Here is a 22,966-nt window from a genome sequence, read left to right as displayed (position 1 = left end):
TTATGAATCATTAATATAGACTTCTTTACCCGCCTCCCTGCCCTGTTTTAGGCTAGGGCCACCTCTTCTGAACGGAAACGAGCCTCATGTTGCAACGCCTGCTCACCCTCTTGCTGCTCTCCCTTATGCTGTTGCCGCCCACAGTGCGCGCCGACGATGCCATTGCCCAGGCTGAATCCCTGCTGCAGAGCGTGCCCAAGAGCGACACACCGGAAAACCAGAAGCTGCGGGAGAGCTACCAGCAGGCCCTGCAATTTGCCAGAGAGGCCGAGCGCTATCGGGAGCAGAGCAAAGCCTATCAGCAAATCCTCATCGACTACCCCAAGGAGTCGGCGCGCCTCAAGGATAGCCTGCACAACTATCAACCCGCCGCTCGCCCGCCGCTGGCGAGTCTCAAGGAGGAGGCGTTGCGCCAGGCCATTGGCCTGAGTAGCAACCGCCAGCTCAACCTGCGCAAGGAGCGGCAGGGGGTGATGGACAGTCTCAACCAATTGGAGAGTACCGGTCAGGAGTATCACCAGCGGGTGGACGATCTGCGCAAACAGCTGCAACTGACCCGCAGCCAGCTGGAGCGACTGAGCTTCAGCAGCGAATCGGATCGCCTGCAGGAAGCCCAGCTGCTGCTGACCAGAATGAAGGAGCAGAGTCTCTCTGACCGGATCCAGATGCTGGAGCTGGAGCAGCTCTCCGCCCAACAGCGCAACGATCTCGGCAAGCTGAAACTGCAGGAGCTCAATCTCGCCATCGCCGACGAGGATGAGTGGCAAGCCAGCCTGCTGACCCAGCAGAACCAGCTGCGGCGGGAGAAGACCGAGCAGGCGCTGGAGGAGAGCGAGCGGCTGCGCAAACAGCTCACCACCGACATGCCGCTGCTGCTGGAGCAGCAACAGCAGAATCAGGCGCTCTCCATCCAGCTCGGCACGCTGGAGGATCAGATTGAACGGGTGCAGGATGAGCAGCGCAGCGTCGACAAGAATCTGTTTGAACTGAATGAGCTGGTCAACTCGGTGCGCGAGCAGCTGGAGTGGCTGCAGATCAGTAATGCCTACGGCGAGAACTTACGCAGCAAACTCTCCGATCTGCCCGCCTACTTTCCCCTCGACAAGCTGGAGTCCGCCATCGTCAACGCCCGCATGGCCAAGTACCAGTACGAGAGCGAGCAGGATGGGCTCAAGGATACCCGTCAGCTGCGCGACAAGCTGATAGCCGAAGAAGAGGTGACGCTGGATCGACCGCAACAAGCGGTACTCGACAACCTGCTCAAAGCCCGTCGCCAACTGCTGACTCGGCTCAACGATGCCTCCGACACCCTCATTCAAGAGCAGACCCGTCTCAAGCTGCTCTACAGCCGCCAGAACAGCAAGATCGACGAGATCCGCGAAATAAGCGCCAGCCATCTGTTCTGGATGCCAGATGTGCGCCCCTTTACGCCACAGGTGATGCTCGGCATTCCCGCCGCACTGACCCTGGCCTTCAACCCGGACAACTGGCTGCAACTGCCCTATGCCATCGCCGAAAACAGCCCGCTGAGTCTTACCCTGGCCGGCATTGGTCTGCTGGTACTGGCCTGGAGCTGGTTCAAACTGGCCCGTCACCTGAACCAATACTGCGACCATATCGCGCCGCGGGTCGGCAAGGTAACCCAGGACAAATTCAGCCTCACCAGTCGTCTGCTGCTGCGCTCCCTGCTCGCCGCGCTACCGCTTCCCGCCATGGTGCTGATGGTGCGCGGCCTGCTTGAAGGGGCCTGGCAATACCCGTTTGCGGTGGCGGTGGCGCGCGGCCTTGGCGAGATCTGGTTTCTGCTGCTGGCGCTGGTGATGGCCCGCCATCTGACGCTGGAGCGGGGGATCCTGATCCACCACTTCCGCTGGCCTCGCGAACAGGTGCAAAAGGTGTGGGGCCAGTTTCGTACCCTGCTGCTGGTGCTGATCCCGAGTTTCTTCGTGCAGGGGATGGCCAACAGCTATCAGGAGCACGCCTTCTACGACTCCCTCGGCCGGATGGCCTTCATGATCGGCGCACTCTGGCTGCTACTCTTCTTCGCCCGCCTCAACCGGGAGCGGCTGCCGCTCACCTGGGGCCAGACCGACATGACCAAGCCTCATCTGCTACACCACTTCATCTGGAACAGCCTGATGCTGGCGCCGCTGCTGGCGGTGATCGGCGCCCTGTTTGGCTACTTCTATACCTCGCGCACCCTGCTGCGCCAGCTGGAGCTGAGCCTGTTGGTGGGGCTGGGTTGCCTGCTGGTCTACTATCTGGCCAGACGCTGGATGCTGATCCAGCGCCGCCGCCTCGCCTTCGAGCGCGCCAAGAGCAAGCGGGCCGAGATCCTGGCCCAGCGCGGGCGTGACGACAATCAGGAGGAGCTGAGTTCGGAGATCCCCGATGTGGTGGAAGAGAACGAGCTGGATCTCGATACCATCAGCGCCCAGTCGCTGGGACTGGTGCGCACCCTGTTGATGCTGGGCTTCACCATGCTGGTGGTGGTGCAATGGTCGGATCTCAACTCCGCCTTCAGCTTCCTCAGCAATATCGAGGTGTGGCAGGTAAGCAGCAAAATTGGCGGCATCGAGCAGCTCTCGGCCATCACCTTGCAGGATCTGATGCTGACCGCCTTCGTCTTCATTCTAACCGTGGTGACTGCCCGCAATCTGCCGGGGCTGATGGAGCTGACCCTGCTGCAGCACCTGAGCCTCTCCCCCGGAACCGGCTTTGCCCTCACCACCACCAGCAAGTATATGGTGATCCTGATCGGCGCCCTCACCGGATTCTCCATGCTCGGTATCGACTGGTCGAAGACCCAGTGGCTGGTCGCCGCCCTCTCGGTGGGTCTGGGTTTCGGCCTGCAGGAGATCTTCGCCAACTTTGTCTCTGGCCTCATCATCCTGTTTGAAAAGCCGATCCGGCTCGGTGATACCGTCACCATCCGCGATCTCACCGGTACCGTCACCAAGATCAAAACCCGGGCGACCACTATAGTGGATTGGGATCGCAAGGAGATCATCGTGCCCAACAAGGCCTTCATCACCGAGCAGTTCATCAACTGGTCGCTCTCCGACGCCATCACCCGGGTCAAACTGCGGATCCGGATCGGGCTGACCCGGGATCCGAAACTGGTACAGCGCATTCTGGAAGAATCAATACAGGCCTCGACGCTGGTGCTGGAGACACCGACCCCCGAGGTCTTCCTGATCGAATTCACCGACTCGGCGCTGATCTACGAGATCCGCCTCTACGTCAACAACATGGATCATCGGATGCCCATCACCCACGAGGTTCACTCGCTGGTGCTGGAGAAGATGCAGCAGCAGGGACTCCCCTTGCCCCATCAACAGATCGACATTCACCTGAGCCGGGGCTGACCCGCGAGGTAAAAGGAGCAGAGCATGCAGATTATTGCCCACCGAGGCGCCAGCGGTCTGGCGCCGGAGAACACCCTCAAGGCGATGGCCAAGGCGCTGGAGCTGGGCGCTGAAGCCATCGAGATCGACGTACAGGCGGCCGATGGCGAGTTGTGGGTCTTCCACGACCGGCGACTGGAGCGCTGCACCAACGGCAAGGGGGTGCTGACCGAGCAATCCCGCTCCTATCTGGAGCAACTCGATGCCGGTGAGGGTGAGGTGATCCCGACCCTGTGGCAGGTGATGGAGATCATCGCCGGACGCTGCGAGCTGCATATCGAGCTCAAGGGTGCGGATACGGCAGAGGCTGTCGCAGCCCTAACCAGGCGAGCAGAGGCGGAACTCGGCTTTACCGCCAGCCAATGGCTGGTCTCCTCCTTCCATCACCCGGAGCTGGCCCGATTTGCCGCCTTGCGACCCGATATCCGGCTCGGCGCCCTCACCGCCAACCTGCCGCTCACACTGACACAGTTTGCCGAAGAGCTGGGGGCCTGGTCACTTAATTGCGACGTGGATTTTGTAGATCAGTCGCTGGTTGCAGATGCCCATAGCCGTGGGCTCAAAGTGTTGGTTTATACCGTTGATTATCAAGAGGATTGTGACATGCTGAAAAGCATAGGAGTCGATGGCATCTTCACCAATCGGCCAGATCGTTTTCTGGTGCCATAAGGGCGCGATACGCGTATGGATAACCACTGATTTAGGCACTAACTTTAAATAGCTGACCGGGATACAAAGAGTTCAACTTCAGCCGATAAGAACAGGCTCATAACAATAACTAGATTCCACACACTTCAGACTGACGCTCACAAGGATGTAACTATGAACCTATCCATTAAAAACAAGCTTGCCCTAGCCATCGGAATAATCATCATGGTTATTACCGGCTTGCAGGTCTGGTACAACACCTCGCAGCTTCGCAGCGAAACCGAGCGATTGGTATGGAACAGTATTGATGAAAGCTCCATGGCTAACGTCAAGGGGATCTCCCGCTGGCTCGATGCCCGGATGAGCATTATATCCTCCACCAAGGAGGCCTTTGCCAAAGAACCAGAACCCATCAGCGCCCTGGCTCAGTCCATGAATTCAGGGGGGTTCGATCTGGTCTATGCCGGCACAACTGATGGCAAAATGCTCCAGAGCAAACCCACTGACCTGCCTGCCGGTTATGACCCGCGTCAGCGGCCCTGGTACAAAGATGCCATGGCTGCTGGCAAAATGGTTGTCACCGCCCCTTACGCTGATATCAGCACCGGTCAGCTGATCGTCACCATTGCCGAGCCGTTCCAGCGCGGCAATACCCAGGGCATCATCGCCGGTGACGTATCGATTAGCGCCCTTATCACAGATATTCTGTCGACCACCACCGAAGGCACCTACGCCATACTGGTTGACAGCAACGGTACGATCATCGCCCACCCGGATGCCTCTTTGTCTCTCAAGCCAACCACTCAGTTGGCCCCGGAAATGAACGCCTCCTACATCGATAAAGTCGCCCATGACGGCCAGATCAACGAACTGATTATCAGCGGCAAAAATATGGTGTATGACTTCAACCAGATCCCCAATACCAACTGGTATTACGGCATGATGGTAGACGCCGATACTGCCTATCAATCAGTGCAACGTATGGTGACCTCCGCCCTGATCCAGGGACTGATCACCATTCTTATCGTGGCTGGTTTCTCTTACGTTGCCATCAATGGCTCCCTCGCTCCGCTGAAAGTGCTGGGTGAGGCGATTGCCGATTTGTCGCGGGGTAACGGCGATCTGACCCGTCGCATCAAGATCGAACGGGAAGATGAGGTGGGCATCGTTGCCAAACACGTCAATACCTTCATAGACCGGATCCATGTGATGGTACAGGATATCTCCAACTCCTCCGGACAATTGAACCAGCAGGCCAAGTCCTCCCACAGCATGGCGGAAAAGGCCAATCAGGGGCTGGCACGCCAGCAAAACGAAATCTCCCAGATCGCCACTGCGGTGCATGAGATGTCAGCCACTGCGGTAGAGGTCGCTAGCAATGCCGAGCAGACGGCAGACGCAGCCCGCTCCTCCAGCAGCAGTTGCGAACATGGCAAACAGGTCATTGCCCGTAACCAGCGCTCCATCACCGATCTGGCCACCCAGGTAGAACAGGCGTCCAACATCATTCAGGAACTGGAGAAAAACGCGCAGGAGATCAACACCATCCTCTCCACCATTCAGGGGATTGCCGAGCAGACCAACCTGCTGGCATTGAACGCCGCCATTGAGGCTGCACGAGCCGGTGAACAAGGTCGCGGTTTTGCGGTAGTTGCTGATGAGGTGCGCGTCTTGTCACAGCGCACCCACAGCTCTACCGTCGAGATCCGCAGCATGATCGAAACCCTGCAGCGCAATACCCAGGGGGCAGTCAGCACCATGCACGAAGGGCAACTGTTGGCCCAAAACAGCGTAGATGATGCCAACAACGCCACCCATGCGCTGGAACAGATCACCGCCTCCATCAACCAGATCTCCGATATGGCGACCCAAATCTCCAGTGCGGCTGAAGAGCAGCGGGCCGTCACTGATGAGGTCAGCCGCAATATCCAGGCGGTGAAAGATGTGTCAGACGAGCTGGCTGTAGATGCAGACAGTTCACGCCATCTCTCTGAACAACTTAAAAATATTTCGGGTGAACTGAGTAATCAGGTTGGCATGTTCCGTATTTGAACATGATAGAAAAGGGGCCGTACAGGCCCCTTTAATTTTCTAAATTGCGCTTAATTATCAGTGAGTAATCTAATAATACCCGGATCCCGCCCTCACTATCCCCCCTCATCCAAGCTCTGATTTTTCAGTCACAGCCCCCCTCAAAACCACCGAGTTCGAATTACTTTTTCTCATCAACCTAACTAAACGACAATAATTATCATTAAAAAAATTTAATAAAAAACTTAAAATTTTTTTCTAGAGTACCTAAAAAGAGAGGTGATTCGCATTTTGTTGAAAGAAAACTACGTACAATCCAGACGTTAAAGTACTCGCAGCAAGGTGTTCGACTGCTCAATAACACCAAAAAATGACGAATATAACGACATTTTCATCCAGGGATTTGGGTGTTTTATAGAAAAATAACCAATAAAAATGGAATAAAACCAAGCAGTTTGACTTGCATCAAGCCTGAATTTTTTTCATAGAGCAAAATCGTGCCCAGCAAACCTATCCCTAAGGAGGCAGATGTGGATATTATCAAGACCGATGTGGCCATCATCGGTGCTGGCGGTACCGGCTTACGCGCCGCTATAGCTATAGCCGAATCACAGCCAGACCTGGACATCGCCCTGATTTCCAAGGTTTACCCGATGCGCAGCCACACGGTAGCTGCCGAAGGCGGCGCCGCCGGTGTCGTCCGTGATGACGACTCCCTCGAAAACCACTTCAATGACACCGTCTCCGGTGGTGACTGGCTGTGTGAGCAGGACGTAGTGGAATACTTCGTCAACAACGCGACCAAAGAAATGATCCAGCTGGAGCATTGGGGTTGCCCCTGGAGCCGCAAGCCGGATGGTAAAGCCAACGTACGTCCGTTTGGTGGCATGAAGGTTCCGCGCACCTGGTTCGCCGCAGACAAGTCCGGTTTCCATATTCTGCACACCCTGTTCCAGACCTCCGTCAAATACCCGAGCATCAAGCGCTTCGACGAGCATTTCTGCCTTGATCTGATCGTGGACGACGGCCGTGTCCAGGGCGTACTGACCTTCGACATCCAGAACGGTATCACCCGCTTCATCCAGGCCAAATCCGTGATCGTGGCAACTGGCGGCGCTGGCCGTGTCTATCGCTACAACACCAACGGTGGCATTGTCACCGGCGACGGCATGGCACTGGCCTACCGTCACGGCGTACCGCTGCGTGATATGGAGTTCGTCCAGTATCACCCGACCGGTCTGCCGGGCACCGGCATCCTGATGACCGAAGGTTGTCGTGGTGAGGGTGGCGTCCTGCTGAACAAGGATGGCTACCGCTACCTGCAAGACTACGGCTTGGGCCCGGAAACCCCGATCGGCCAGCCGAAGAGCAAATACATGGAACTGGGTCCGCGCGACCGCGTTTCCCAGGCATTCTGGCAAGAGCAGCAGAAAGGCCGCGTCATTCAGGGCCCGATGGGCGATGTAGTTCACCTCGACCTGCGTCACCTTGGCGAGAAGTACCTGAAAGAGCGTCTGCCGTTCATCTGCGAACTGGCCAAAGCCTACGTCAACGTGGATCCGGCCAAAGAGCCCATCCCGGTACGTCCGACTGCCCACTACACCATGGGTGGTATCGAGACTGACAACAAGTGTGCCACCCGTCTGGCCGGCCTCTACGCCGCTGGCGAATGTGCCTCCGTCGGTCTGCACGGTGCCAACCGTCTGGGCTCCAACTCTCTGTCCGAGATCGTGGTATTCGGCAAGCTGGCAGGTGAGCAGGCAGGTGAATTTGCCAAGACTCAGAAGCATGGCAACACCGAAGCGCTGGCCGCCAAAGCCGAGGCGCTCATCAAGCAGCACCTCTCGCTGATGGACATCGACGGTACCGAAAACCCGGCCGACATCCGCAATGAGCTGGGCATGTCCATGGAAGCCGGTGTCGGTATCTACCGTACCGAAGAGCTGATGCAGGGCACCATCGACAAGATCAACGAGCTGAAAGCCCGTTACAAAAAGGTCAAAATCAACGACAAGTCCTCTGTCTTCAACACCGATCTGCTGTACGCCATCGAACTGGGTTACATGCTGGACGTTGCCGAAGCCATGGCGCACTCCGCCATCAACCGGAAAGAGTCCCGCGGTTCCCACCAGCGTCTGGACGGTTATGAGGAGCGTGATGACGTGAACTTCCTCAAGCACACTCTCTCCTTCTATGCACCGGAAGAGTCCCCGACCATCGATTACTCCGATGTGAAGATCACTAAATCCCAACCGGCAAAACGCGTGTACGGTTCCGAGGGTGAGAAACAAGACGAGGCTAAGAAGAATGGCTGAGATGATTGAGATTGAGATCCTGCGCTACCGTCCGGAACAGGATAACGAGCCCTGGATGCAAACCTTCCAGGTGCCATACCAGAGAGAGATGTCTCTGCTGGATGCCCTGCAGTACATCAAGGATCACCTGGACTCTACCCTGAGCTTCCGCTGGTCCTGCCGGATGGCAATCTGCGGCTCCTGCGGCATGATGGTCAACGGTGTGCCCAAGCTGGGTTGCAAGGCGTTCCTGCGCGACTACCTGCCGGGCAAGATGACCATCGAGCCGCTCAACAACTTCCCGATCGAGCGCGATCTGGTAGTCGACATGTCCGACTTCATCGAGAAGCTGGAGAGCATCAAGCCGTACATCATTCCGTCCGAGCCACGCAGCCTGTGTGATGGCGAGTACATCCAGACTCCGGCGGATATGGCGAAGTACAAGCAGTTCTCCCAGTGCATCAACTGTGGCCTCTGCTACGCAGCCTGCCCGCAGTATGGCATCAACAAGAAGTTCACCGGTCCGGCGGCACTGGCTCTGGCCTATCGCTACAACGTCGACAACCGTGATGCCGGCGCCAAAGAGCGTATGCGCATCATCAGTCAGGACGAAGGCGTCTGGGGCTGTACCTTCGTGGGTTACTGCTCTGACGTGTGCCCGAAAGGCGTAGACCCGGCCGCAGCGATCCAGCTTGGCAAGGTCGAGAGCGCCAAGGACTACATGATCGCCATGTTCAAGCCAGATTGAGAGCAGGAATGAGACCATGAACAACACTGATAGCAAACGTAAACCTTACGTCCGCGAAATGAAGAAAGACTGGTGGCTGAAGAACGCCTTCTACACCGGTTACATGATCCGCGAAGGCACCAGTATCTTCGTCTCCATCTACGCCGTTGTGCTGATGTGGGGTCTGTTGCGTCTGGTTCAGGGTCAGGAAGCGTTCAACGGCTGGCTGGAATCCCTGCAAAGCCCGATCGCCATCCTGTTCCATGTCATCGCCCTGGCGGCGTGCCTGTTCCATGCTAAAACCTGGTTCGCCCTGGCGCCGAAAGCCATGCGTATGTTCCGTGGTGAAGAGCTGGTGCCGGAGAAGCCGATCGTACTCGCCCAATATGTGGCGCTGGCGGTGGTTTCCCTGCTTGTCCTGATCATCGTGGCCTGAGGAGAAAACAATGAGACGTTCTGACGAGCCAATTTACTGGGGTCTGTTTGGTGCGGGCGGTATGGTCGTTGCCATGCTGCTGCCTATCATTGTCCTCATCACCGGTCTGCTGGTACCCATGGGTATCATGGACGTGGAAACCATGAGCTACGATCGCGTTCACGCCTTCGCCAGCTCCTGGTGGGGTGCCTGCATCCTGCTGGTGATCATCGCCCTGCCAATCTGGCACGGAATGCACCGTATCTACCACGGTCTGCATGACCTGGGGATCCACACCACCAAGCTGCACCACTACGTGTTCTATGGCTTTGCCTTCCTGGTATCTGCCATCACCGTTGGCCTGCTGATGGTACTGGTACTCCAGTAATCAGCACGTGACTGATTGACCAAACCGGGCCTCGCGCCCGGTTTTTTATTGCCCCTCTCTTCTATCCCCGCGATTTATTCACTCAAACAATTCGATAAAAACCAGATTATCGTCCAATCACATGACGATCACCGTCACATAACCCCAACACATACCCCATCTGCAGTGAACCCTTTTGACCACCATCAATTTAGTGACATCTATATCAATTATAATTATTCAGATTAAATAATTATTCATATGGAGCTAACTAATGACAGACAAAACACGCTCGGTGAGCATAGGCAGTTACCTGGCACTGGCCTTCGCCGTGGTCTTCTTCTCCGGACTGCTGCAATCCGGCGAGTGGTATGGGGTATTCGATTTCACCACACTGAACGGCTCGTTCGGCACCATGGTGCAGAGCGTCAGCGAGAATGGTGACGGCATCAAGACCGCCATGACCGACATGCGCGGCAAAGGGGGCAATGGGGCGCGAGACGGCTTTCTGTTCGCCCTGACCCTGATCCCCACCGTGATGTTTGCCCTTGGCATGATCAACGTGCTGGAACACTACGGCGCGCTGGAAGCGGCCCGCAAGTTGCTGACCCCGCTGCTGCGCCCGCTGATGGGGATCCCGGGCAACACAGGCCTGGCGCTGATCGCCTCCCTGCAGAGTACCGATGCCGGTGCCGCCATGACCCGTCAGCTCAAGGATGAAGGGCTTATCACCAAGCGTGAAACCGACGTGTTCACCATGTTCCAGTTCTCCGCCGGTGCCACCATCGTCAACTTCTTCTCCTCCGGCGCCGTGCTCTTCACCCTGACACTGGCGGATGGCAGCCCGGCAGTCAGCTCCTCCATCGGTCTGGCAGTCATCGTGATGTTCGCCTTCAAGTTTGTCGGGGCCAACCTGTTCCGCGTCTATCTCAACATGACCGAAGGCAAGCAGACCGATAGCAGCAACCCCCAGCAGACCCTCACCACTCAGGAGCAAGCCAAATGAGCCAGGCCAACGTCAAAAAACCCATCGTCACCGATATCTTCGTCGAAGGGGCCAAGAAGGGCTGGGTCATCGCCACCACCTCCACCGTTCCCAACGTGCTGATGGCCTTCGTCATCATCAAGGCGCTGCAGATCACCGGCGCGCTGGATGCCATGGGCGCCATCTTCTCCCCTGTCATGGCCATATTCGGCCTGCCCGGTGAAGCGGCAGCCGTGCTGATCGGCGCCTGGATGTCGATGGGCGGCGCGGTCGGCGTGGTCATTACCCTGTTCGATCAGGGGATCCTCAACGGCACCCACATCGCCATTCTGGCGCCAGCCATCTACCTGATGGGCTCTCAGGTGCAGTACATGGGCCGCATCCTCGGCTGCATCGGCACCGAGGGGCGTTACATCCCCATCATGGTTGCCATCTCGGTACTCAACGCCTTCGGCGCCATGCTGGTGATGAACATCCTTCTCTGACCCGAACCTGATAGTGGAGCAAGCAATGACTTTTTCTCTGGATCAATACCTGACCGAACTGGCCCCGCTGATCAATCTGGATTGCGGATCCCTGCACCAGCCGGGCATTGCGGCAGTGGCCGACCTGATGGCCGCCAAATATGAGGCCATGGGCGGCTGGCAGATCAAGCGGGTCGACTGTGGCGCCGCCGGGGTCGGGCTGGAGATCCGCAACAAGCCTGATGCGGCGCAGATCGACGTAATGCTGATCGGCCATATGGATACTGTCTTCCCCCTCGGCACCGCCGCCGCCCGCCCGATGAGCATCGATGGTGAGCGCGCCTACGGCCCCGGTGTCTCCGACATGAAATCGGGGCTGCTCAACATCGTCTATGCCTTGCGTGAACTGCCCCGTGAAGTGCGCGATCGCCTGAGCATCTGCGTCTGCATGAACCCGGACGAGGAGATCGGCTCCCTTCACTCCAGCGACTGGCTGGCAGCGGTAGCCAAACAGGCGAAACAGGTGCTGGTGGCCGAAGCGGCCCGCGCCGACGGCTCGCTGGTCAAGGCGCGCAAGGGGATGGCCCGTTATCGCATCGACTTCACCGGCAAGGCGGCCCACGCGGGCAACGAGCCGCAGAAGGGACGCAGCGCCATCACCGAGCTGGGTCACTGGATCCTCGCCATCAATACGCTGACCAACTTCGAGAGCGGCACCACCCTCAACATCGGCATCGTCGAGGGGGGCAACGGCGCCAACATTGTGCCAGCCCATGCCAGCGCGGTGGTGGATGTCCGTTTCTGGGACAATCAGGAGTACCACCAGATCAACGATCATCTGCTGACCCTGGCCGAGCGTCCCCATCTGGATGGTGTCACCATCCAGCTGACCCGCGAGGCCCACAAACCGGCCATGGTGCCGTCAGAGGGCACTCAGGCACTGATGCAACTGGTGGAGGCGTGCGGCGCCGAATTGGGACTGCCGATCAGCTGGCAGGAGGTAGGAGGCGGCTCCGATGCCAACCTGACCGCAGCCCTCGGCATCCCCACCCTGGATGGTCTGGGACCTATTGGTGCCGGTTTCCACAGTGACGAGGAGTATCTCGATCTGACCAGCATTGCCCCGCGCATCGAGTTGCTACTGAAGGTGCTGACCCGCATCGCGGCCTGATGTGTTTCCCCATAAAACGGAAGAGCCAGCCGGTTTGCATCGGCTGGCCCTCTGTTCATCTACTCCTCCCTGAATGACAGCAACCCTTCGCTATTACTCCATCGGCGGCAAGAAGCGGCGCATCACCTCATCCGTATGCCCCCCTTCCTGAAATTCTACCAGCGCCTGATTGAGGGTGTTCACCAGCTCATGGGCGCGCGGTGAGCCCTTGCTCACCAGCAGATAGAATCCCTTGTGGCTGGGCAGGGCGAGATTGAGCAACCCGCTCTCGCTGCGGTAGATGCCAAGGCTGATGCCGGCCACCAAGGGTTCGATTTCGCTCGGCAGAAAATCGCAGCGATCCCGCTCCAGCATATCGAGCGCCTGCTGCAACTGCTTGACCCGGTGTGGCTCATGCGCCAGCCCGTAGGGGGTGTAGTTGTAACCAATCACCCCGCAGACCCGGGCGCGGTTGACCGTCTGCAGATCCGGTGGCTTGGGGTAGCGGCGCTTGAGATAGAAGAAACCGAGGTGGGTGTAATAGAGGGGCACGCTGTAGAAGGCAAACTCGGCCCGCTCCGGCTTGTAGCTGGCATCCCAGGTCAACTCGCACAGGCCATTCTGGCGATAATCCGCCAACTCCTGCTGGACCCGCGCCCAAGGCAGATAGCGGATCTGGTGCGATAGCCCACACTGTTGCAACGCATCGAGCACCAGCGTGGTGGCCGAACCGGTCAGGCGGCTGGTATCGGGCACCCCGTCCTTACGCTCCCAGTAGGTAAAGGGGGCCCACTCGTTGCCCTCCCCCAGACAGATCCGCACCGCAGGCGCCTGTCCCCACAGTGTCGGGGAGAGGGCGAGCAGGGCCAACCCTGTCAACCACGTCGCCGCTCGCTTCATCTCCCGCTCCCGAATTGTTTATCCCTCTTGCAGCTTAGTCCAAAAGGGATAGATCTCACTCGTTAAAGGCGCTTTGATGCCACAAAACCAGCAAATTGGCCGGAATTGCACCATAACGGAGCTGCGGGGTCTGGTGCCAGTCAGCCAGCTTTTGCAGGGCTTTCGCCAGATCCTGTGCAAGCTGGCGGGTCACTCTCACCCCGGCCTCCAGATAGAGGCTCTTGATCTCGAAGACTCCCTGCTGGCGATGGGCCTTGGCATCCATCCTGCCCACCAGCTTGCCACGATGGAGCAAGGGCAACACGAAGTAGCCGTACTGGCGCTTGGGGGCCGGGGTATAGCACTCGATGCGATAGTCAAAGTTGAACAGTTCACTGGCCCGTTTGCGATCCCACACCAGCGGGTCGAACGGCGAGAGAGCCGCAGTGTGCGTCGCCTTGAGGCTACCCGCCTGCGCCCTTGCCAGCTCATCGGCCAGAGATGCATGCACAAAGGCACCGTGCTGCCATCCCTCCACCCGCACCGGCAACAGTTCCCCCTCGTCCGCCAACTGATGGAGCAGGGCGTCGTATTTGCCGCGCCGCAGCCGGTAGTAATCTGCCACCCAGCCGGTTTTGACCAGCCCCAACGCCCGGCAGCTGGCGCGCACCATGTCCAGTTGCGCCTGCTCGACGCTCGGCAGATCCCGCGGGTCGTCCCACTCGGGGATGACCCTCTCGGCCAAGTCATAGACCCGCTGAAAGTTGCGCCGCTCCCGCACCATCAGCTGACCGGTGGTAAAGAGCACCTCCAAATGGCGTTTCTCCGGCTTCCAGTCCCACCAGCCATTGCCCTTCCCCTCTTTGCGCTCAAAGTCGGCCGCCCGTACCGGGCCATGCTGGCGAATGCGCTCGATAAGCTGGCCGATCTCCTGCTGATGGGTGGCCAGCCAGTTGGCCGAAAACTTCCAACCCATGGCGGCGGGGTCGAGCATCCGGTGGCGCAACAGCCGGTAATCCTCGCGGGGTACAAAACAGGCCTCGTGGGCCCAATATTCGAAGATCTCGCCGTCGGCCAGCAGTTGCTCCAGCCAGCGCGGTTCGTACTGTCCCAGCCGGCTGAACAGCACCAGATAGGGGCTGCGGGCCACCACCGAGATGGTATCGATCTGCAGCAGCGACATGCGGCGAATGGTGGCCAGCAGATCGGCCGGGGTCGCCTTGCTGCGACGGGGGGCAAGCAGCCCTTGCGCCGCCAGTTGCAGATGACGGGCATCTTGCAGTGACAAATGGGTAATCGACATCAACAACCGCTCCCTGGTATCTGGCCATCGCACGCCCGCGGAAGGCCAACAAAACCGGGGGAGGCCCCACGTAGGTATGCCTCCCCACCCTTTTTTGCCTACGCCGTTATGAGTGGGCCGGGGGCAAGACCAGCTGATTGACCACCAGCATGATCTCTTGATAAGTGGCCTCAACCGTCTCGGGGGTCGGCTCCAGAATCAAATCATCGGCATAGCCGTTGATGAGGGAGGTGATCTGGCGCGCCAGTCGTCCGGTATCAGCGGCCATGAAGTCGCCGCTGTCGATCCCCTTTTGCAGGATCTGCTCCAGCACCTCGCGCCATGCCTGAATGGTCTTGCGGTAACTCTCGGCAAATACCGGGTCGCGTAGCGACTCGTTCCATGCATCGAGATAGATGGCCCAGGAGGCATCCTGACTGGTCGGCAGGTTATCCCGCACGAACAGCGGCAACGCTTCACGAGCAGGCAGCGGCAACAGCCACTCCCGTTGCTCGGCTATCTCCTGACTGGTGAAACGCTCTACGGCGCAGAGGCAGAGCTCCTTCCAATCCTTGAAGTAGTGGTAGACGTGGCTGCGCGCCAGACCGGTGCGCTCGGCAATATCACGGGTTGACGATGCCGCCATCCCCTTCTCTCGAAACAGGGCCAGTACGGCCTCTATGATCATCTCTTTGCGCTGTTCTGCTGATGGGCGTGCCATCTGACCTCCTGCGATACCAATCGACCTGCTTGACTTTGAGCAGTCGCTCAAACAAACTTTGAGCACTCGCTCAAATTTAGCGTTTCCGACATCTTAGGAGATAACCCATGACAACACCAACCACTTCGGCAGCCAGTTGCGACGAGCAGGCTACGCCGTTGCCACACTCGGCCGGTCGTTCGCTGGGGACGATTGCGCGGGCCAATCCCCTCAAGCTGGCGGGCACCTTCTCGCTGGTGGCCCTCGAAAACATCTTGCTGGTGGTCTACCCCCTGTTCGCCGGTTTTGCCATCGACGCCATCGTCAAGGGACAGTGGTGGCAGGCCTCGAGCTACGCCCTCATCGTGCTGCTGTTCTGGCTGATCGGCGCTCTGCGCCGGGCGGTCGATACCCGCACCTTTACTCATATCTATGCGGCACTGGCGGTGCCGGTGATCCTGACCCAGCGTCAGCAGCAGGAGGGACAATCCACCATAGTGGCGCGGGTCACCCTGGCGCGGGAGTTTGTCGACTTCTTCGAGAAACATATCCCGATCCTGGCCACCAGCCTGATCTCCATCGTCGGGGCGGCCGTGATGCTGATGGTGATTGAGTTCTGGGTCGGCATCGCCTGCATGGGGGTACTGCTGCTGTTCGGCCTGCTGCTACCCGGATTTTCGCGCAAGAACCAGCTGCTGCATGAGCGGCTCAACGATCGGCTGGAACACGAGGTCAAACTGGTCACCCATGCCCAGTCCGCCAGCCTCTCCCGCCACTACCGCGCGCTGGCCTGGCTGCGCATCCGGATTTCGGATCGGGAGGCGCTCGCTTTTCTGGCGGTCGGCATCAGCGCCTCCCTGCTGTTCCTGCTGGCCATCACCATGCTGATGGCCCAGCCCCAGGTCTCGGCAGGCCATGTCTATGCGGTGATGACCTACCTCTGGAACTTCGTCACCAGTCTGGATGAGGGGCCCGGTCTTGCCGATCAGCTGGCCCGGCTGCGAGACATCGGCCGCCGGGTCAATACGGCGCAGCCAGCCAGCAACACCGAACAAGCAATCTGAACCCGGAGCAAAACATGAATCCGACCACCCTGTGCCAACGAGCGTTGACCATGTGCATCAGCTGTTTTTTCCTCGCCGCCTGCGGCCCCAAGATAAGCGACTTTGAGCCCAACACCAGCTACTGGTTCAAGGAGAAACCGGCAGAGGAGAGCGCCCCGCTGGCGCAAGACATGAAGGTGGATATCGCCATCGTCGGCGGCGGCTACAGCGGCCTCTCCAGCGCCTGGCATCTGGCCAAGGCCAATCCGTCGCTCAAGATCGCCATCTTCGAAGCCAAACAGGTGGGCAGTGGTGCCTCGGGCCGCAACGGCGGCATGGTGTTGCCGGGCTCCGAGGTGATGGATCTCGACGAGGAGGGGGAAGCGAGCAAGCGCCACTACGACCTCACCGTCGCCAGCATGCGCAAGCTGCAGGCGCTGGTCGCCTCAACCGGCGTCGAGGCCGACCTCAAGCTCGATGGCTATGTGGAGGCGATCCTCGATGAGGAGGATATCGCCGAGTACCGCGACTATGTGAAAACCGCCAATCGCCTCGGCATCCCGCTCCAGTACTGGAACGCCGATACCACCGAAGAGAAACTGGGCACCGATCGCTACGTGGGGGCTGTCTACGACCCCAATGGCGGTCAGGTTCACGCCATGAAGCTGGTCAATGCCCTGCGCAAGGCGGTGGAGCAGGCAGGCGTCACTATCTATGAACAGAGCCCGGTTCTCGGGATCAAGGAGGGCAAGCAGATCGAACTGAACGTAGCCGACAAGTACAAGGTGACCGCCGACAGCATAGTGCTGGCGACCAACGGCTATACCTCAAAACTTGGCTACTTCAGCGGGCGGGTCTTTCCGGTGCACGCCCAGAGCGCCGTCACCGAGCCGCTCACCAAAAAGCAACTTGCCGCCATCCACTGGCAGAGCCGGGTGCCCTACTATGACACCCGCAACATCCTGTTCCATCTGGTGTTGACCCCGGATAACCGCATCGTCATCGGCGGCGGCAATGCCGAGTACGTCTTCAACGACGGCCTCAACTACAAGGGCGACCTCAACCGGGTCAGCGAGATGATGATGACCGAGCTGGTGACCCTCTATCCGGCCCTCAAGGGAATCAAATTTGAGCAGGTGTGGGACGGGGTGCTCGGCATGACCGGCGACAGCACCGAAGCGGTGGGGGTGATGGGGGATCACCAGAACATCTACTACGCCCTCGGCTACAACGGCCACGGCATCAACCTCTCCTTCCTGTTTGGCGACATTGTGGCCAGCCTCTATCAGGGCAAGGAGCATCCCTGGTTCAACCACGCAGAGCAGACGCTGCCAATGTGGCTGCCGCCAGAGCCGTTCAAGTCAATCGGTGTCAAGTCGGCCCTGATGTACTACCAGTGGCAGGACAAGGGCTACAAGGAGTAGAGCCGGGCAAGAAACAGACGAAGGCACACCTCACGGTGTGCCTTTTTGCAATACCGCCACATCGGCGTGGGGGAAACTGAGCTCGGCCTGCCAGCTGGCGGCCAACAGCTGAAACGACGCCTCGGCAAAGAAGACGATATGGGTAGGATCGTGGCGGTAACGCCAGTTTTTGAACCGCTCGTCACTGAGCACCCGCTGGGTCTGCAGCACCAGCAGGCCGCCCGGTTTGAGGCAAGCCCACAACCGATCAAGCACAGCACGCGGCTCGGCGATATGCTCGATCACTTCGGTACTGGTGATGAAGTCGTACTGGCGCGTCAGCAACTCGGGAAAATCGGCGTAGAACTTGTCATACCCCGCCATCTGGTAACCCGCCTCGCCCCCCATCGCCACCAGCGCAGGACCCGGGCCACAGCCAAAATCGAGGCCACTGGCAGGTAGCGGCACCCGTGCCTGCACCTCGCCAAAAGCCCGCATCAGAAAGGTGCGATAACGGGGATCATCCACCCGGTTGTCGTGACCGTCATAAACCGCCTTCTCCGCCACCTCATCCAGATGATCGCCCGCATCCAGCCAGACCAGCTCGCACGCGAGGCAGCGATGATAGCGCTTGCCTGCCACCGGCAGGGGATAACTGCGATGGCTGGCACACAGGGGGCAGCAGACGGTGGATGACATGGTGGTTCCTCAACAGTGACAGCGGCGCAGATTGCCTGCCCGCCGCGTCACTGACAACTTTTTTTGCTCCTTAAGGGTTTCTTAAGTTTGCCCTTTTACTCTAAACCCATCAAAAGAGAAGGAGTCACCCATGACCACCGAGATCCAAGCCCCCTACCGGTTGATCCTGGCCGAATCAGAGCAGCAGGTCATGGCGCTGCAAGCCTATATCCAGGCCGCCTACACCCTCGAGTTCAACGCCCGCATCCCCCATTTTCTCCCCTGTCTGCTGGGGCTCTATCGGGCGGACGGGACACTGGTCGGTGCCTGTGGTCTCAATCATGCCAGTGAGGGGCCTCTCTATCTGGAACAGTATCTGGAGCAACCCATCGAGGCCGCCATCAACACCCGCCTTGGGGTCTATCCGGCACGCAACCGCATTATCGAAGTGGGCAATCTGGCCTGCAGCGAACCGGGCAATGCCCGCCTGATGTTTGCGGCGCTGTGTCGTCTGCTGTGTGAAAACGCCCTCGACTACGTGGTCTTTACCGGCACCGCCAAGCTGCGCAACAGCTTCACCCGTCTGCGCCTCAACCCGGTGGAACTGGCCCCCGCCCAGGCTCATCAGGTAGGTGAAGATGCCGCAGCCTGGGGCGAATACTACCGCTGCCAACCCAAAGTGATGGTGGGCGATATCAATCAGGGTCGTGAAGTCCTGGCCCAGAATAGCCTGCTACTCAACCTGCTGGCCCCCATGCCGACCCTTTTTAGCCATATCTGCATCAATAGCGACAAAAGGTGCGCCCAATGAACCTGTTCGACGTCATCGCCAAACACGCCAGCCAGATGCCGCAACAAGCGGCACTGCGCGACAGCCATCAGCTGCTGGATTACCAGACTCTGTGGCAGCAAATTCAACGGCTGGCCAGCCAGCTGGAACAGGCGGGGATCAGCCGCCTGGCCCTGCAACTGGATAACGGCCTGCCCTGGGCATTGATGGATCTGGCCTGTAGCAAGGCGGGGATCGTGGTCATCCCGGTCCCCCACTTCTTCAGTCTGGCCCAGCAAGAGTGGTTGCTGGAGAGCAGCGGCGCCGATGCACTGGTGGGACCGTGCCATCAGGGGTGGCATGCCGCAGAGCCCCTCAAACTGGTCACTGGTGAACTGCCGCTGTGGCGCCACACCCCGGCCAATCGTCCGGTGCTGCCCAAGGGCACGGCCAAGATCACCTACACCTCCGGCACCACGGGCCAGCCCAAGGGCGTCTGTCTGTCACTGGCCCAGATGATGGCGGTGAGCGCCGCACTGGCCGAGCGCGTCTCCCCGGCACAGGTAGAAAAACACCTCACCCTGCTGCCGCTGGCCACCCTGCTCGAGAACATTACCGGCCTCTATGTACCACTGCTGACCGGCGCCTGCAGCCGCATCCCGTCGCTGGCAGAGCTCGGCTTCACCGGTTCCAGCTCACTCAACCCGGCCATGCTGGCCCAGGCGCTGCTGCGCTGGCCAACCCACAGTCTGGTGCTGGTGCCCGAGCTGCTGCGCCTGCTGCTTGCCCTGTGTGCCAGTACACCGACGCTGATCCAGCAGCTCAAGGGATTGCGCTTTATCGCCGTCGGTGGCGGCAAGGTCGCCCCCGACCTTATCGCTCATGCTCGCCAAATTGGCCTGCCGGTGTATGAGGGGTATGGCCTCTCGGAGTGCGGCTCCGTGGTCGCCCTCAACAGCCTGAACGCTGACAAGCCGGGTAGCGTGGGCCGCCCCCTGACGCACTGTCAGGTCTCAATTGCCGATGATGGCGAGATCCTGGTGCGCGGCAATCCGATGCTGGGTTATCTGGGAGACGATGAGCCCAAGCCGGAGCAGATCGCCACCGGCGACCTGGGACATCTGGATGATGAGGGCTACCTCCATATCACCGGACGCAAGAAGAATGTCCAGATCACCGCCTTTGGCCGCAACTTCTCCCCCGAGTGGGTCGAGGCTGAAGCCCAGCTCTGTCCCGCCATCGCCCGTATCGTGGTCTTTGGCGATGGCCAGCCCGCCAACGTGGCGCTGATCCAGCCACTGCCGGGAGCCGAAGCCGACCTGCCCCGCCAAATTGAAGGATTGAACAGCCGTTTACCCGATTACGCCCGGCTGCACCACTGGCTGCCGGTCGCCCTGGATCAACATCCCGGGCTGCTGACCGCCAACGGGCGCCCTCGTCGCAACGAGATTTATCAACACTTTTCCCAGCAAATTAGCCAATGCCTTACAGGAGAATCGTCATGAGCTTCTATCAGACTCTGCAACAAGCCACTGCTACTGAGCGCGAGCACCTCTTCAATGCCCCCATCATCGAAGCTTGCCGCCGTGGTGACATCAGCCGTGATACCTATCTCGCCTTTCTGGCGCAGGCTTACTACCACGTGCGCCACACCGTTCCGCTCTTGATGGCGACCGGCGGCAAGCTGGGTCAGGAGTATGAGTGGGTACGCGGCGCCATTGCCGAATATATCGACGAGGAGTATGGCCATCAGGAGTGGATCCTCAATGATATCCGCGCCTGTGGCGGTGATGCCGAGGCGGTGCGCCACGGCCAGCCCGGGCTGCCCATCGAGCTGATGGTCGCCTTCCTCTATGACCAGATCCAGCGCGACAACCCCATGGGTTTCTTCGGCATGGTACAGGTGCTGGAAGGCACCAGTGTCGCCATCGCCCTCACCGTGGCCGACCAGCTGAAGAGCGGCCTCGGGCTGCCGCCACAGGCGATGAGCTATCTCAGCTCCCACGGCACCCTGGATCAGGAGCACCTCAAGTTCTTCGAATCCCTGATGGATCAGGTCGAGAGTCCGGCCGATCAGGCGGCCATCATTCACTCCACCAAGGTGGTCTACCGCCTCTATGGCGAGATGCTCTACAACCTCACCGCCACACAGTAAGCGGCAGAAAACACGCAGACAGCGAAAAGGGAATCCATACCATGAAGCTTGAAGGGAAACTCGTGCTGCTCACCGGCGCCAGCGGTGGCATCGGTGAAGAGCTGGCTCAGGAACTGGCCGCCCAGGGGGCACACCTGCTGCTGCACGGCCGCCGCGGCCCGGCACTGGAGCGACTCTGCAAAGCGCTGCCTAACCCCGAACGCCACCAGGTGGTGATCGCCGATCTCGGCTCTGCCCAGGAGCGGGCTCGTCTGTTGCAGCACCCCGCACTGGAGGAGGGGGTGGACATTCTGATCAACAACGCCGGTTGCAACCAGTTTGCCTGGCTGGAAGATCAGAGTGTGGAGCAGGTAGAGCGCCAGTTGCTGCTCAATATCGAGGCGCCGATCCAGCTGACCCGCGCCCTGCTGCCAACCATGCGCAAACCGGGGATCATCATGAACATGGGATCCAGTTTTGGCAGCATCGGTTACCCGGGCTACAGCGTCTACTGTGCCAGCAAATTTGCCCTGCGCGGCTTTAGCGAAGCGTTGGGACGGGAGCTTGAAGGGAGCGGCATCAAAGTGCTGCACTTCGCCCCGCGCGCCACCCGCACCAAACTCAACTCCGAAGCCGCCTACGAAATGAATGCTGCGCTCGGCACCCAGACCGACAGTCCGCAGGAGGTAGCGGAAGAGGCGATCATCGCGCTGTGCAACGAAACCCGCCGCAGTTGGCTCGGTTGGCCAGAGAAGCTCTTCGTGCGGCTCAACGCCCTGCTGCCCGGAGTCGTCGACAAGGCGCTGGCCAAACAGTTACCCATCATCGAACGTTATGCCCGTCATCTTCCATCCAGGACGGCAGAACCCGGCGGGAGTGCTCAGCCACAACCGGCATTGTCCCGCCCCATCCCGACCAAAAAGGAACCTTGATATGACCTTTGCGCTTAAATCTGCCACCTCATGTGCCATCGCCATTCTGCTTGGCTCATCCAGCGTCATGGCCGCGGACGATGCTCTCGCCCCCATTCAGCAACAGTGGGCGGTTTGCCAGTATCAGCAGACTGGCAAAGCCAAAGAGAGCTGCCTTGAAACCCTGAGTACCCAGGCTGAAGCGGCCAGTGCCAAGGAGCCCTTTCGCACCGACTTGCTGATCTGGTCGGCCATCGTCAAGAGTACCTGGGCTGGCGCCAAGGGTGGACTGGGAGCGCTGGGGCTGGTGAAAGAGGCCAAAGCCAAGCTGGAGCTGGCCATCAAACAGGATGCCAAGGCGCTGGAGGGCTCCGCCTACACCAGCCTGGGCTCGCTCTACTATCAGGTGCCCGGCTGGCCGGTCGGCTTTGGTGATGACGAGAAGGCCGAGCAGTTGCTCAAACAGGCGCTGACCCTCAACCCCAACGGGATTGACCCCAACTTCTTCTACGGCGACTTCCTGCTGGATCAGGGGCGCAAGGCCGAAGCCAAAACCTATCTCGACAAGGCGTTGGCCGCCCCTCCCCGTCCCGGCCGGGAAGTGGCTGATGCCGGGCGGAAAATGGAGATCCGCGAAAAGCTAGCCAAGCTATAAACCCCTACCGGATCAGAGATCTAT

Annotated in this window: 21 protein-coding genes; 17 read left to right on the top strand and 4 right to left on the bottom strand. The window is 59.4% G+C overall.

The genetic code is table 11. The annotated features are described in order from the left end of the window. Nucleotides 1-86 precede the first annotated feature (86 nt). The 10 genes from mscM (at nt 87) to LD28_RS0113855 (ending at nt 12,509) form a co-directional block, all read left to right on the top strand. Nucleotides 87-3,368 (top strand): miniconductance mechanosensitive channel MscM, encoded by a 3,282-nt coding sequence (gene mscM, locus LD28_RS0113900; protein ID WP_033137551.1) that lies wholly within the window; start codon nt 87-89, stop codon nt 3,366-3,368. 24 nt (nt 3,369-3,392) lie between these two features. Then, complete coding sequence (locus LD28_RS0113895) at nt 3,393-4,076, top strand: glycerophosphodiester phosphodiesterase (RefSeq protein WP_033137550.1); 684 nt, start codon at nt 3,393-3,395, stop codon at nt 4,074-4,076. A gap of 153 nt (nt 4,077-4,229) precedes the next feature. Further along, on the top strand, nt 4,230-6,107 hold the full coding sequence (locus LD28_RS0113890; protein ID WP_033137549.1) for a methyl-accepting chemotaxis protein: 1,878 nt from the start codon (nt 4,230-4,232) through the stop codon (nt 6,105-6,107). A gap of 509 nt (nt 6,108-6,616) precedes the next feature. Further along, nucleotides 6,617-8,401: a fumarate reductase (quinol) flavoprotein subunit gene (gene frdA / locus LD28_RS0113885; RefSeq protein ID WP_033137548.1), complete on the top strand. Its 1,785-nt coding sequence runs from the start codon at nt 6,617-6,619 to the stop codon at nt 8,399-8,401. Continuing rightward, complete coding sequence (locus LD28_RS0113880; RefSeq protein ID WP_033137547.1) at nt 8,394-9,128, top strand: succinate dehydrogenase/fumarate reductase iron-sulfur subunit; 735 nt, start codon at nt 8,394-8,396, stop codon at nt 9,126-9,128. The genes frdA and LD28_RS0113880 overlap by 8 nt, the downstream gene beginning before the upstream one ends. 16 nt (nt 9,129-9,144) lie before the next feature. Beyond that, a complete protein-coding gene (locus LD28_RS0113875; RefSeq protein ID WP_033137546.1) occupies nt 9,145-9,543 on the top strand; it encodes a fumarate reductase subunit C in 399 nt (132 codons plus the stop codon). A 10-nt stretch (nt 9,544-9,553) separates the two neighbouring features. Then, a complete protein-coding gene (gene frdD, locus LD28_RS0113870; RefSeq protein WP_033137545.1) occupies nt 9,554-9,910 on the top strand; it encodes a fumarate reductase subunit FrdD in 357 nt (118 codons plus the stop codon). Between the two features lie 253 nt (nt 9,911-10,163). Next, a complete protein-coding gene (locus tag LD28_RS0113865; RefSeq protein ID WP_033137544.1) occupies nt 10,164-10,895 on the top strand; it encodes a nucleoside recognition domain-containing protein in 732 nt (243 codons plus the stop codon). Next, nucleotides 10,892-11,359, top strand: coding sequence for a YjiG family protein (locus LD28_RS0113860; RefSeq protein WP_033137543.1), 468 nt, complete (start codon nt 10,892-10,894; stop codon nt 11,357-11,359). Before LD28_RS0113865 ends, LD28_RS0113860 begins: the two co-directional genes overlap by 4 nt. 25 nt (nt 11,360-11,384) lie before the next feature. Continuing rightward, a complete protein-coding gene (locus LD28_RS0113855) occupies nt 11,385-12,509 on the top strand; it encodes a M20 family metallopeptidase (RefSeq protein ID WP_033137542.1) in 1,125 nt (374 codons plus the stop codon). Nucleotides 12,510-12,602: 93 nt separating this feature from the next. Here LD28_RS0113855 and LD28_RS0113850 read toward each other — a convergent pair whose 3' ends face one another. The 3 genes from LD28_RS0113850 to LD28_RS0113840 all read right to left on the bottom strand — a co-directional run bounded on the left by LD28_RS0113850 (nt 12,603) and on the right by LD28_RS0113840 (nt 15,370). Then, nucleotides 12,603-13,388: a substrate-binding periplasmic protein gene (locus LD28_RS0113850; RefSeq protein ID WP_033137541.1), complete on the bottom strand. Its 786-nt coding sequence runs from the start codon at nt 13,386-13,388 to the stop codon at nt 12,603-12,605. Nucleotides 13,389-13,443: 55 nt separating this feature from the next. Further along, on the bottom strand, nt 13,444-14,670 hold the full coding sequence (locus LD28_RS0113845) for a winged helix-turn-helix domain-containing protein (RefSeq protein ID WP_033137540.1): 1,227 nt from the start codon (nt 14,668-14,670) through the stop codon (nt 13,444-13,446). Nucleotides 14,671-14,776: 106 nt separating this feature from the next. Further along, complete coding sequence (locus LD28_RS0113840; RefSeq protein ID WP_033137539.1) at nt 14,777-15,370, bottom strand: TetR/AcrR family transcriptional regulator; 594 nt, start codon at nt 15,368-15,370, stop codon at nt 14,777-14,779. Between the two features lie 107 nt (nt 15,371-15,477). Here LD28_RS0113840 and LD28_RS0113835 point away from each other — a divergent pair, with 107 nt between their 5' ends. Continuing rightward, entirely contained in the window at nt 15,478-16,413 is a 936-nt protein-coding gene (locus tag LD28_RS0113835) for an ABC transporter six-transmembrane domain-containing protein (protein WP_033137538.1), read from the top strand. Between the two features lie 14 nt (nt 16,414-16,427). Then, on the top strand, nt 16,428-17,816 hold the full coding sequence (locus tag LD28_RS0113830; RefSeq protein ID WP_033137537.1) for an NAD(P)/FAD-dependent oxidoreductase: 1,389 nt from the start codon (nt 16,428-16,430) through the stop codon (nt 17,814-17,816). 30 nt (nt 17,817-17,846) lie between these two features. Here LD28_RS0113830 and LD28_RS0113825 read toward each other — a convergent pair whose 3' ends face one another. Beyond that, nucleotides 17,847-18,494 (bottom strand): class I SAM-dependent methyltransferase, encoded by a 648-nt coding sequence (locus tag LD28_RS0113825; protein ID WP_033137536.1) that lies wholly within the window; start codon nt 18,492-18,494, stop codon nt 17,847-17,849. 130 nt (nt 18,495-18,624) lie between these two features. On the opposite strand from LD28_RS0113825, the gene LD28_RS0113820 reads away from it, so the two are divergent. The 5 genes from LD28_RS0113820 to LD28_RS0113800 are packed head-to-tail and all read left to right on the top strand — an operon-like array spanning nt 18,625 to nt 22,942. Beyond that, entirely contained in the window at nt 18,625-19,284 is a 660-nt protein-coding gene (locus LD28_RS0113820; RefSeq protein WP_033137535.1) for a thermostable hemolysin, read from the top strand. Next, complete coding sequence (locus LD28_RS0113815; RefSeq protein WP_033137534.1) at nt 19,281-20,747, top strand: AMP-dependent synthetase/ligase; 1,467 nt, start codon at nt 19,281-19,283, stop codon at nt 20,745-20,747. The genes LD28_RS0113820 and LD28_RS0113815 overlap by 4 nt, the downstream gene beginning before the upstream one ends. After that, nucleotides 20,744-21,397, top strand: a complete 654-nt coding sequence (locus LD28_RS0113810; RefSeq protein WP_033137533.1) for an iron-containing redox enzyme family protein — start codon at nt 20,744-20,746, stop codon at nt 21,395-21,397. The genes LD28_RS0113815 and LD28_RS0113810 overlap by 4 nt, the downstream gene beginning before the upstream one ends. A gap of 41 nt (nt 21,398-21,438) precedes the next feature. Beyond that, a complete protein-coding gene (locus LD28_RS0113805) occupies nt 21,439-22,308 on the top strand; it encodes an SDR family oxidoreductase (protein ID WP_033137532.1) in 870 nt (289 codons plus the stop codon). Nucleotide 22,309: 1 nt separating this feature from the next. Beyond that, the gene (locus LD28_RS0113800; protein WP_033137531.1) at nt 22,310-22,942 is read left to right on the top strand and encodes a tetratricopeptide repeat protein; all 633 of its coding nucleotides are present in this window, start codon (nt 22,310-22,312) and stop codon (nt 22,940-22,942) included. Nucleotides 22,943-22,966: the final 24 nt, after the last annotated feature.

This window comes from Aeromonas finlandensis, from assembly GCF_000764645.1.
Lineage (GTDB): Bacteria > Pseudomonadota > Gammaproteobacteria > Enterobacterales > Aeromonadaceae > Aeromonas > Aeromonas finlandensis.
The sequence above is the reverse complement of the archived record's forward strand: the minus strand, read 5'-3'. Positions and strand labels throughout refer to the sequence as shown.